The sequence below is a fragment of the Synechococcales cyanobacterium T60_A2020_003 genome (assembly GCA_015272205.1).
Classification (GTDB): domain Bacteria; phylum Cyanobacteriota; class Cyanobacteriia; order RECH01; family RECH01; genus JACYMB01.
Genome location: JACYMB010000044.1, coordinates 1 through 11,866, shown reverse-complemented (window position 1 = coordinate 11,866; position 11,866 = coordinate 1). Strand labels below are relative to the sequence as shown.

Genomic DNA, 11,866 nt, shown 5'->3' with positions numbered 1-11,866 from the left:
CCTGGTCGACGCTCCTGATATTGATTCTATTGGCTCAATTTCCGATAAGGTCTATTGCTCAACTCAAAGCTGCCCAACCTGATGCACCAACGATTGCGTTAAGGGTTGATATGGATGCCCTACCCGGAAATGAAAACACAGGTCTACCCTTTGCCTCGCGAAATCCAGGTCGGATGCATGCCTGTGGTCATGATGGTCATATGGCCATCCTCTTAGGAGCCGCTGCATTGTTGAAAGCCGATCCGCCCGCAGGGAATGTGGTCTTCACTTTCCAACCTGCAGAAGAAGATGGCGGGGGGCGCAAGTCATGATTGAGGCGAGCGCGTTAGAGAGAGTCGATGCAATTTTTGGGGGACACGTTACCCCCACCATGCCGTGGGAGAGATTATGGTCGCGAGTGGAACAATTACGGCTCAATCCGACGATTTTACTATTCGAGTGAAGGGGCAGGGAGGGCACGGAGCGAGACCCCATGAATCGGTCGATGCCGTTGTCGTGGCGGGACTTTTGATTATGGCCGTTCAAACCCTGGTGTCCAGAGAAACGAATCCAGTGCATCCCTCCGTGGTCACGATTGGCAAGGTGCAGGCGGGTAGCGCAAGTAATGTGATTGCCGAAGAAGCCTTACTGCAAGGGACAATTCGGAGAACGGAGCCTACGGTGCGACAACACTTAATCAAGGGACTGGCACGAATGACAAAAGCCATCGGCGATCTCCACAATGCCACCGTTCAAGTGGACATTAAGGAGGACTATCCGCCTGTGGTGAACACAAAACGGGAGGCCACCATTGCCCGACGAGTGGCGACGAAGGGGGTTGGTGAAGACGGACTCGTGGAGATGGATTATCCCAGCATGGGGGCAGAAGATTTTTCCTACTATCTGGAGAAAGTGCCCGGTTGCTACGTCAGGTTTGGGGCATGTCGGGCGAGTTGGGAGAATATTCCGCTGCACAATCCGTCGTTTGATTTTGATGAGGACGTGCTGAAGGTGGGGGCTACCTTCTTTGATCAGCTTGTGCGAGATGCCGTAAGCGAGTATGCGAACGATCGCTAATGCTCCTGGCTATAGCATCGTTGCCATGCGTCGCACTGCCTCTTCAAGAATCTCCGGTTCGTGGACAAGGGCGAACCGAACATATCCCTCGCCCGACTTACCGAAACCTGCTCCTGGGGATACAGCAACACCCGTTTCCTCCACGAGCCGGGTACAGAATTCAATCGACCGCGTTGACCATGTTTCGGGTAACGCTGCCCAGACGTACATGGTAGCCTCTGGGGTAGGAACCTGCCAACCGATGTGGTGGAGGGCTTGCACAAAAGCATCTCGGCGTCGTTGAAAGGTGTTTACCACGTCCTGTACAGGACTCTGATCGCCGGTCAATGCGGCGATCGCCCCATTCAAGATTCCGCGATATTGGTTAAAGTCTACGTTGGCTTTGATTTGGCGCAACGCCCGGATTAACTCAGCATTACCGATCGCATACCCCACGCGGAATCCACCCATGTTGTAGGACTTGGACATGGTAAAGAATTCAATAGAGATAGTCTTTTCCGGATCGGCTTGGAAAATAGAGGGAGCTTGAGTTTCGGTAAAGGTCAAATCCACGTAGGGAAAATCGTGGGCGAGCACGATATTGTGCTGCTGACAAAAAGCCACGGCCTCCTGAAAGAAAGAGAGAGGGGCGATCGCCGTTGTCGGGTTGTGGGGATAGCTCAACACCATCAGCCGCGCCTGTTCGAGTACCGGGGTCGGAATGTCCGCAAAGACGGGTAGAAAATGGTTTTCAGCCAAAATCGGCATCGGATAGATTTGTCCATTCGCCAGATAGACGCCGCCTGCGTGGGAGGGATACCCCGGATCGAGCAGCAGCGCAAAGTCTCCGGGATTCAAAACGGCTAGAGGCAAATGGGCTGTCCCTTCTTGGGAACCGATGAGGGGTAAGACTTCGGTTTCCGGGTCAACGGCAACGCCAAACTTTTGCTGATACCACTGGGCTACCGCTTCCCGGAAGGCGCGAGTGCCGTTAAATAGGAGATAGCCGTGGGTGCTGGGATCGGGCAGGGATTGGGCGATCGCATCTAAAACATGCTGTGGCGTCGGCAAATCCGAGGAACCTAGAGAAAGATCAATCAGATCACGGCCAGCGGCGATCGCCCGTCCTTTAGCGCGATCCATATCGGCAAACACGTTGGCTTGGAGCGATTCCATCCGTTTGGCGAGAGCAATCATGACTGAACCTCCTGCAAGAGTGAAAATCAGGGCACGATCCAGTCTAACGTAGTGCGTCGGGCAATCCTTACATTCTGAAACCTATCCCAGAATGCCTATGCGAAAATAGGGGATACGTCCAGCATTGCCACAGGGCGAGGGGCACCATGACCACACTGCGGATTCAAACCGACACCATCCCGCTAACCGTTGACTTTCCGGCGATCGCCTCCATGACCGAGCAGCAGTTCTATGAGTTCTGCCTCGCCAATCGGGATTTGCGTATTGAACGGACGGCGAATGGAGAGGTCGAGATTATGCCCCCAGCGTTTTCGGATACAGGGAACCGTAATTTCAACATTGCGGTGCAGCTAGGTCGTTGGACGGAGCAAGATGGAACGGGAATTGGTTTTGATTCCAGTGCAGGGTTTACGCTGCCCAATGGCGCGACGCGTTCTCCCGATGCGTCATGGATTAAACTAGACCGCTGGAATACCTTAACAGACGACCAGAAAGCGTCCTTTGCGCCGATCTGTCCTGATTTTGTGATTGAGTTGCGTTCTGCGAGCGACAGTCTGCCTCGCTTACAGGCCAAGATGAGGGAGTATATCGATAATGGGGCACGGTTGGGATGGCTGTGCGATCGCCAAAATAGAATGGTGTATGTCTATCGTCCGGGTCGGGAACCTGAAATTTTAGAGAACCCGGATACTGTCAGTGGGGAGCCGGAGCTGCCGGGGTTTAGGTTGCAGATGGGGAAGATTTGGTAGGGTATCGAACTCAAAGATCTGCGACTTCTTGTTCGCAACCCAGCACGGACTTGACAGCCTGCAAAGGAAGTCGCAGATCTGAAGTCTCAGGACTGGCTCGTGCTACAGTCCAACCCGCTAAAATAGCGGAAATAGTCTCTCTGACAGGCGATCGCCACCATGAGCCAAGCCACCTCCCCTCCATCCCAATACTTAACCATTGAAGACTACCTGGTCTATGACCCAGGAACAGATACCCGCTGCGAACTCGTGGATGGAGTCCTCGTTGAAATGCCTCCCGAATCCGATGAAAACTTAGGTATTGCTAGAAAACTGTTTTTAGAACTAATCAAACACTTTTCCGTAGAGCTAGTTGTTTGGGGAACAGAAGTTGAAGTCTCCGGTCGGCGGGCGACGTGCCGTATTCCCGATCTCCTTGTGCATTCTGAGGAATCGAAAGCCGCGTTAGCCCATACCAATCGGGCTACGATTACCCGCGATATGCCCCCTCCAGCCTTGGTAATTGAGGTCGTCAGTCCGGGGCAAGTGAACCGGGACCGCGACTACCGCTACAAATACACCGAGTACGCCGCACGATGCATTGCCGAATACTGGATCGTAGACCCCGAAATGCAGCAAATTACCGTCTGCCAATGGGTGAACGGGATGTACGAAACGAACGTCTATCAGGGCACAGAACCGATTCAGTCTGCGATCGTGCCAGCGATCGCCCTCACACCCACAGCCGTTTTTGCTTGATGGATAGATAGGCGACAAGGCGCGATCGCCTTTTATAAAGCAGTGCCCAAAGATCTGCGCTTTCTTGCTTGCACCTCAGCCCAGCCTTTCAGCCCGCAAAAGAAGTCGCAGATCTCAATTCCGTAGGCGCGATCGAGCTACACCGCCGATAAATGATTATTCAAGAAATCCTCTAGCTTCTGCTTGCTAATTGCGCCTTCCACTTGCTCCACAAGCGCACCATTCCGGAACAGCAGCATGGAGGGAACCCCTTCCACTTTGTAGGTCGCCACCGTCTCAGGATTCGGATCAACCTCTAGTTTCACAACCTTGAGGCGATCGCCATACTCCTGGGCGACCTTCTCCATCACCGGGGACATCAGACGGCAAGGCCCACACCACGATGCCCAAAAGTACGCCAGCACCGGACTCTCCGATCGCAACACCTCAGCCTCAAACTGAGCATCCGAAATCACAAGAACACTGCTAGCCATGAACTTCTACGCCCCAAAATACTCCTTTCCTAGCTTACCTGCCTATGGATGCCTCTTGTGGACATTTTCCGTCCGTAGCAAGCTTCTATAATAGAAATCTGAGTGATCTATATATCGCTCATATTCTATTGATAACTAGGACGTTTAAACCCAGGAATGCCCACGGAACTCCAGACTGAACTGCAAGCCGCTGTCGAACAACGCCGCAACTTTGCGATCATCTCCCACCCGGACGCCGGAAAAACCACCCTCACCGAAAAGCTGCTGCTGTACGGAGGTGCGATTCAGGAAGCAGGCGCGGTGAAGGCTAAGCGTGCCCAGCGGCACGCTACGTCTGACTGGATGGCGATGGAACAGCAGCGGGGGATTTCGATCACCTCCACGGTGCTGCAGTTTCAGTATGGCAATTGCTGGATTAACCTGCTGGATACGCCCGGACACCAAGACTTTAGCGAAGACACCTATCGCACCCTGGCCGCTGCCGATAATGCAGTGATGCTGGAGGATGCGGCGAAAGGATTGGAACCGCAAACCCGCAAGCTGTTTGAAGTCTGCCGGATGCGATCGCTCCCCATCTTCACCTTCATGAACAAAATGGATCGTCCAGGACGGGATCCGCTGGAGCTTTTGGACGAAATTGAAAAAGAACTGGGGCTGCAAACCTATGCGGTGAACTGGCCGATCGGCAGTGGCGATCGCTTCCGTGGGGTGTTTGATCGGCGCAAAAACCAGATTCATCTGTTTGAGCGTTCCGCCCACGGGAGTAAGGCCGCCGAGGATACCGTGATTGATCTCGGCGATCCGCGCATCGAGGAGTTACTAGAACCCGAACTCTACTCCCAACTCAAAGAAGACCTAGAAGTGCTCGATATGGTCGGGGCTGATCTGGATCTGGACTTGGTGCATCAGGGCAAAATGACCCCCGTGTTTTTTGGTAGCGCCATGACCAACTTCGGGGTACAGCTTTTCCTCGATGCCTTTTTGGACTACGCCCTCAAACCAGGCTCACGCCACAGCACCGAAGGCGATATCGACCCCACCTACGAAAACTTCACCGGGTTCGTCTTCAAGCTGCAGGCCAACATGGATCCCAAGCACCGCGATCGCGTCGCCTTTATCCGCATCTGTTCCGGCAAGTTCGAGAAAGATATGGTGGTCAACCATGCGCGATCGGGAAAAACCGTGCGTCTTTCCCACCCACAAAAGCTGTTTGGACAAGATCGCGAATCCCTGTCTGAAGCCTATCCCGGTGATGTGATTGGTTTGAATAACCCCGGCGCGTTTGCCATTGGCGACACCATCTACCTCGGTCAACGGTTGGAATACGAGGGAATTCCCTGTTTCTCTCCTGAACTCTTTGCCTACCTCAAGAACCCCAACCCCTCAAAGTTCAAATCCTTCCGCAAGGGCGTTAGCGAACTGCGGGAAGAGGGTGCGATTCAGATCATGTATTCCGCCGATGAATCGCGCCGTGATCCAATCCTAGCTGCCGTAGGACAACTCCAGTTTGAAGTGGTGCAGTTCCGGTTGCTCAACGAATACGGTGTTGAAACCTTGCTCGATCCCTTACCTTACAGCGTCGCCCGTTGGGTGGGCGGGGGCTGGGAAGCCCTGGAGAAAGTGGGACGATTGTTTAATACTGTCGTGGTCAAAGATAGCTGGGATCGTCCAGTGCTCCTATTCCGCAATGAGTGGAACCTTCAGCAAATTGAAGGCGATCATCCAGAACTCCAGCTAAATACTACGGCTCCAGTCGTGTCTGGCAAGGAACCGACAGCAATTTAGCTTGCTCGTCCACATTAAAGATTCTGGTGTTGCAACCTAGAGTCTGGGGTACTCTAAATTTGCTAGATAGTAAAAAGTATCGAATAGGCAGGGAAAGTGGCAAATTTACAGTTCTATCGGGCATTTAGCAACGATCTCAGTCGGCGACGCTTTTTGAAATACGGGGCGATCGCCCTTGGTACAGGAGCGTTGGCCGCTTGCGGTCAACAGGCATCGACTTCAGACACAAGCACCTCGGATACCAGTGGCGAATTAACCAAACTTACCTACGGCACCAACTGGTATGCCCAGGCGGAGCATGGCGGCTTTTATCAAGCGGTGGCTACGGGGATTTATGCCGATCATGGTTTAGAGGTCACGATTCGCATGGGTGGCTCCCAGGTGAATGGAACGCAGCTTCTCATGGGAGGTGCCGTCGATTTCTTTATGGGCTACGGGTCTGATGCGATTAACGCCATCGTCGAAGGCATTCCCAAAGTCACCGTTGCGTCTATGTTCCAAAAAGATCCCCAAATTCTGATTGCCCATCCTGGACAAGAAATCGAAACGCTGGCAGATCTGAAGGGACGCCGAATATTTATTTCCTCGGCTGCTAATTTTACCTACTGGCCGTTCCTAAGGGCTAAGTTTGGCTTCACCGATGATCAAAAAACCGTCTATAATTTCGACCCTCGCCCCTTTTTAGAAGATCCAACCTCCGCACAACAGGGCTACCTGACCTCAGAACCTCTATCGATTAAGCGAGAAGGAGGCTTTGACCCCGTCGTGTTTCTGTTGGCGGATTATGGCTACAGCCCCTACTCCACCACGATTGAAACCAAACGGGAACTCGTGGAATCGAACCCCGATCTGGTGCAGCGATTTGTAGATGCCTCGATTAAAGGCTGGTATAGCTACCTAGACGATCCAGCCCCCGCCAATGAGTTAATCAAACGCGACAATCCCGAAATGTCCGATGAGCAGTTGGCCTATAGCCTGGAAAAGCTGAAGGAGTACGGCATTCTGATCTCCGGTGATGCCGAAACTCTGGGCATTGGAGCCATGACTGATGAGCGCTGGAAGACCTTCTTTGACTCGCTGGTAGACGCAGGCGTATTGGATGCATCCGTTGATTACAAGCAGGCTTATACCTTACAGTTTGTAAACAAAGGGGTTGACACCTATACCGGGTGAGCCAGCATGACACAAAGCCCAGCGATCGCCCTCACCGATGTTAGTAAGGTCTATGCCAACAGAACCGTAGCTCTGAGTGGAGTCAATTTGGCGATCGCCCGTTCCCAGTTTGTCAGCCTTGTGGGGCCATCAGGGTGCGGCAAAAGCACAATTCTCAAACTGATTTCCGGGTTAAGCCGCATTTCATCGGGGCACATTAATTGGGACGACGCTGATCTAAAAGAGCATCTGGCCTTCGTGTTTCAGGATGCCGCGTTGATGCCGTGGGCGACGGTTTGGGATAACGTTGGGCTACCGCTGAAGCTCGCAGGCTTATCCTACCGTCAGGCACGTCCGGCGATCGCCCACGGTCTGAAACTGGTCGATCTCGAAGGCTTTGAGCGAGCCTATCCCCGCCAGCTTTCGGGAGGCATGAAAATGCGGGTATCCATTGCCAGAGCCTTGGTCACTGAACCCTCCTTCCTACTCATGGATGAACCCTTTGGAGCCTTAGATGAACTCACCCGCAGTCGCCTCAATAGCGATCTCCTCCATCTGTGGGAAAACCAACAGTGGACGGTTTTGTTTGTAACGCACAATATTTATGAAGCCGTCTATCTGTCGCAGCGGGTTGTGGTGATGGCCTCTCATCCTGGGCGGGTTGTTGCCGATATTCCCATCGATGCTCCTTACCCTCGCACCGCTGAATTTCGCATGTCGCCAGACTTTATGGAGTATTGCCGTGCGGTGTCTACGGCGTTGGCAGAGGCGATGGCGTAAGTTCTCTGCCGGATGCTCTGAGGTCTTGGATATACATCTCCCTAAAAACCGAGGAACCTACCATGATCCGTTTGTTTACACCATCTTCTGAGTTAGTCCCGGCAAAATCGTCCCTACCGTCCAGTTATCGGATACCTTGGGCAGACTGGCTCGCTCCAACGATGGTCGGTTTGGTGGTCTTGGCACTATGGGAATTGAGCGTCCGCTGGACCAACACCCCGCCCTACCTGCTGCCAGGGCCTATTCTAGTAGTGAAAACGTTGATCCAAGACTGGAATCGCTTGTTTCCGTCGTTGATGGTGACACTGAAGATTACAATCGCCGCCTTTGGATTAGCCGTGGTCTCTGGCTTGTTCATCTCGATTCTGTTTGCCCAGAACCGTTGGGTAGAGCGCAGTTTTTTTCCCTATGCGGTGATGCTGCAAACCACGCCGATTGTGGCGATTGCCCCCTTGATCATCATCTGGTGCAAGAACAGTACATTTTTAGCGCTGATCATTTGTGCGTGGATTGTGGCGCTGTTCCCCATCATTGCGAATACAACCTTGGGCTTAAAAAGCACCGATCCAAACCTGGTAAATCTGTTCAAGCTCTACCACGCAACCCGCTGGCAAACGCTGCTCTACCTCCGGTTGCCGAGTGCCATGCCCTACTTTCTAGGTGGACTTCGCATTAGTGGTGGACTCGCGTTGATTGGAGCCGTCGTCGCTGAATTCGTGGCCGGGACAGGGGGGCAACGATCGGGCATTGCCTATCAAATCCTGATGTCTAGCTATAATCTGCAAATTCCCCGAATGTTTGCGGCACTCCTCATGACGGCAGGTCTGGGGGTTCTCATTTTCGTCCTCTTAACCCTATGCTCTGAGTTTTTGCTGCGCCACTGGCATGAGAGTGCGCTGCCAGGAGATATGTAATCCAGCTTCGTGATAGTCCTGGGAAATACAACGTTGGAGGGGTTTGCGTTGCCAGTCTAATCTGAGAGAGTAGTTGTCACGTATCCCATAAATATCCTAAAAAGAGTGGCGATCGCGTTCCCGGCCGAATGGGGTCAATTGATCTCATCGGTTGCCACCTGTGTTTCATGAAACCCGTAGCGTCCTAACCATGCTCCCGATTCCGACTCAATCCACGTACCGACTGACCAACGCCCGTATCCCTGCGGCTCTCCTTGCCGACCCGGAATCGGAACTGATCCGCCAGCCAATCGCCCATCTCAGCGCTTCCAGGCTTGAGGAGGATTTGGTTGCGGTGGAGATCGAAATCCGCGATGGACAAATTGCGGCACTGTATGGGCAGGGCGATCGCTCTGATTCCGATTTGCCGAGTATCGACCTTAAGCAAGGCATGGTGTGGCCGTGCTTTGTAGACCTGCATACCCATTTAGATAAGGGTCACGCCTGGATGCGATCGCCCAATCCCAACGGCACCTTTGACGACGCTCTGGACGCGGCAAAGGGAGACAAGAAACATTGGGACATTGAAGACCTGTATCGGCGGATGGAGTTTGGCTTGCGCTGTAGCTATGCCCACGGCACGCAGGCAATCCGCACTCACTTGGATGCAGGCGGAGATTTTTTTAATTCCAGCCTCCAAGCGTTTTTAAAACTGCGCGAAGAGTGGCGCGATCGCATTAGCTTACAGGCTGTTCCGCTCCTACCCTTGGACTATTACCTGACGCCAGAGGGGGAAGCCTTAGCGGATCAAATGGCAGCACACGGAGGCTTGCTCGGTGGCGTTTCCTTTGGGAATCCTGATTTGGATGAGCCGTTGGATCGGGTCTTTGCCCTTGCCCAGGAACGGGGGCTGGATCTGGACTTTCATACCGATGAGAGTCTGAATCCGGATCATCAGTCTTTGAGAGCGATCGCCAAAACCGCAATCCGTCGTCAGTTTGCGGGGAGAATTGTCTGCGGTCACTGTTGCAGTCTGTCGGTACAGTCCCCGGAGGATGCAGACACCACGATTCGGCTGGTGAAGGAGGCCAACATTGGCATTGTCAGTTTGCCCATGTGCAATCTGTACCTGCAAGATCGCCATCCCGGACGCATGCCCAGATTGCGGGGGGTGACGCTTTTGCACGAGTTGAAGCAGCAGCAGGTTCCCGTAGCGGTCGCCAGTGACAACTGCCGCGATCCCTTCCATGCCTATGGCGATCACGATGGTCTGGAGGTCTTCGCCCAGTCGGTCAAGATTGCCCACCTGGATCGCCCCCATCGGGACTGGTGCCGCACGGTGACCCGTACCCCAGCGGAACTGATGGGATTGCCGCAGGTTGGACAGATTGGCACTGGTTTAGAGGCTAACTTAATTCTGTTCAAAGCTCGGAATTTTGGGGAGTTGCTGAGTCGGCCTCAGAGCGATCGCACCGTAATTCGCAACGGCAAGGCGATTGATACCACCCTGCCGGATTACTCGGAATTGGATGATCTGATGGGCGATCGCGTTTAATGAATTGAAATCCGGCGATCGCCCGTCTACAGTGTTTTTAGATCGCGATCGCCACCAGGATACGTGCGATCGTCCTTGCTTGAAGCCACAATCTTGGTGCGATCTCAAAAACTGTATCGATGGAGAATTAGAAGTTGACTGCGGGAACGTACCCTACGGTGTTGGCGATCGCACCTGTTATGCAGCCTGAACAACATTCGCTTACTCCAGCGGTATGGCCAAAGACTCTGCTGGCGACACTGCGGGAATTGTAGAAGCAGTAAAATCCGGTGTATTGCGAGTCACAATAAATTCTGTCTCTGCGGCATTGGCAGACTACTAGAAAGGTGGCATTGCGTATGTGGTGCCACCCGATTCTGTCGCAAGGGGTCATCCTAGAGAGTTGTTTACTGCGTCGCGTTTAGCACACACTAGAGAAGGAGCAGCTTCATCAATGGCTGTGTCCAATCCACTGTGTTGAGGGATAGAGCGATCGCACTATGAAGGAAAAACGCACCCGGAGCCAGGAAAAAGTTCTCAGCTTGTTGAAAAAGCTGGATCGTGCGATTTCTGCCCAAGATCTCTACATGGAGCTTCGCAAGCATAATCAGGGCATGGGGTTAGCAACGGTGTACCGCTCCCTGGAAGCGCTGAAGCTAGAAGGCGTGATTCAGATGCGAACCCTGGCGAGTGGGGAGGCGCTATACAGTTCGGTGCAGGCAGATCGCCACCACCTCACGTGCCTACAATGCGGCATGTCCTTTCCCATTGATGAATGTCCCGTTCACGATTTGGAAGATCGACTCAACGAGTCCTATCAGTTCAAGATTTACTATCACACCCTGGAATTCTTTGGCTTGTGCAATCGCTGCCATCAAAATGCTAACTCTGCCCCCCAACCCTCGTCCTAAGAATTTTATGATCTCTCCTCAACTCAGCGAGCTAGAGCTAGACGATTTCGATGGACAACTGACCCAAACCATCGTGCTATCTCCCATTAGCTGGCAAACCTATCAGGCCATGCTGACAGATATGGGCGATCACCGTGCCACTCGCCTTGCCTACAATCAAGGGATTCTCAGCCTCAAGATGCCGTCAAAACTCCACGAAATCATCAATCGTCTTTTAGCGCGGATTGTGAAAACCTTAACCGAGGAATTAGGTTTGGAAGTCGTGGATGTCGGATCAAGCACGCTGGATCGCGAAGACCTGAAAAAAGGCGCAGAACCGGATACAGGCTTCTATATTCAGCACGCAGACCAGCTAGAGGGGCTAGATCCAGAAATTCCAGACCATCTGGGCTTTGTTGCATGATTAGAAAAACGGTCAGGTTCGCCTTGAGAGTGTCCTGGTATTAACCTTCAACCTTGTAGCTATCGGGTTTAGCGATCTGAATCATGCGGTTGAGCGCAACACATTTGATGAACAATTCCACGGCTTGATTGTCAAATTGACGTGCACTGAGATTGCCCCCAAAAATAGTCTTAAAGCGGAACATGGTAGTTTCAGCAATCGAACGACGATGATAGC

At 52.9% G+C, this 11,866-nt stretch carries 12 protein-coding genes and 2 pseudogenes; 11 read left to right on the top strand and 3 right to left on the bottom strand.

Features of this window, described 5'->3' with window-relative positions; genetic code table 11:
* Positions 1–1,056 (top strand): annotated as a pseudogene (locus tag IGR76_02665) (amidohydrolase).
* Between the two features lie 9 nt (positions 1,057–1,065).
* On the opposite strand, the gene IGR76_02660 reads toward IGR76_02665, so the two are convergent.
* Positions 1,066–2,229 carry an LL-diaminopimelate aminotransferase gene (locus tag IGR76_02660; GenBank protein MBF2077434.1) on the bottom strand — a complete coding sequence of 388 codons (1,164 nt, stop codon included), beginning with the start codon at positions 2,227–2,229 and terminating at the stop codon, positions 1,066–1,068.
* Between the two features lie 149 nt (positions 2,230–2,378).
* Here IGR76_02660 and IGR76_02655 point away from each other — a divergent pair, with 149 nt between their 5' ends.
* Together IGR76_02655 and IGR76_02650 are read left to right on the top strand one after the other, a co-directional pair.
* The gene (locus tag IGR76_02655) at positions 2,379–2,981 is read left to right on the top strand and encodes a Uma2 family endonuclease (protein ID MBF2077433.1); all 603 of its coding nucleotides are present in this window, start codon (positions 2,379–2,381) and stop codon (positions 2,979–2,981) included.
* 159 nt (positions 2,982–3,140) lie between these two features.
* Positions 3,141–3,719, top strand: coding sequence for a Uma2 family endonuclease (locus tag IGR76_02650; protein ID MBF2077432.1), 579 nt, complete (start codon positions 3,141–3,143; stop codon positions 3,717–3,719).
* Positions 3,720–3,856: 137 nt separating this feature from the next.
* Here IGR76_02650 and trxA read toward each other — a convergent pair whose 3' ends face one another.
* Complete coding sequence (gene trxA / locus IGR76_02645) at positions 3,857–4,192, bottom strand: thioredoxin (GenBank protein ID MBF2077431.1); 336 nt, start codon at positions 4,190–4,192, stop codon at positions 3,857–3,859.
* A 156-nt stretch (positions 4,193–4,348) separates the two neighbouring features.
* Between trxA and prfC the strand changes: the two genes are divergently transcribed.
* The 8 genes and pseudogenes from prfC to IGR76_02605 all read left to right on the top strand — a co-directional run bounded on the left by prfC (position 4,349) and on the right by IGR76_02605 (position 11,629).
* Entirely contained in the window at positions 4,349–5,977 is a 1,629-nt protein-coding gene (prfC, locus tag IGR76_02640; protein ID MBF2077430.1) for a peptide chain release factor 3, read from the top strand.
* Positions 5,978–6,073: 96 nt separating this feature from the next.
* A complete protein-coding gene (locus tag IGR76_02635) occupies positions 6,074–7,150 on the top strand; it encodes an ABC transporter substrate-binding protein (GenBank protein ID MBF2077429.1) in 1,077 nt (358 codons plus the stop codon).
* A gap of 6 nt (positions 7,151–7,156) precedes the next feature.
* Entirely contained in the window at positions 7,157–7,909 is a 753-nt protein-coding gene (locus IGR76_02630; protein MBF2077428.1) for an ABC transporter ATP-binding protein, read from the top strand.
* A gap of 62 nt (positions 7,910–7,971) precedes the next feature.
* A complete protein-coding gene (locus tag IGR76_02625) occupies positions 7,972–8,823 on the top strand; it encodes an ABC transporter permease (protein ID MBF2077427.1) in 852 nt (283 codons plus the stop codon).
* 190 nt (positions 8,824–9,013) lie between these two features.
* Positions 9,014–10,357, top strand: a complete 1,344-nt coding sequence (locus IGR76_02620) for a cytosine deaminase (GenBank protein MBF2077426.1) — start codon at positions 9,014–9,016, stop codon at positions 10,355–10,357.
* 4 nt (positions 10,358–10,361) lie between these two features.
* Positions 10,362–10,547, top strand: coding sequence for a hypothetical protein (locus IGR76_02615; protein MBF2077425.1), 186 nt, complete (start codon positions 10,362–10,364; stop codon positions 10,545–10,547).
* 289 nt (positions 10,548–10,836) lie between these two features.
* Positions 10,837–11,247: a transcriptional repressor gene (locus IGR76_02610; protein MBF2077424.1), complete on the top strand. Its 411-nt coding sequence runs from the start codon at positions 10,837–10,839 to the stop codon at positions 11,245–11,247.
* Between the two features lie 7 nt (positions 11,248–11,254).
* A pseudogene (locus tag IGR76_02605) lies at positions 11,255–11,629 on the top strand (Uma2 family endonuclease).
* Positions 11,630–11,690: 61 nt separating this feature from the next.
* On the opposite strand, the gene IGR76_02600 reads toward IGR76_02605, so the two are convergent.
* A partial coding sequence (locus IGR76_02600) for an IS5/IS1182 family transposase (protein MBF2077423.1) occupies positions 11,691–11,866 on the bottom strand: 176 nt, incomplete at its 5' end.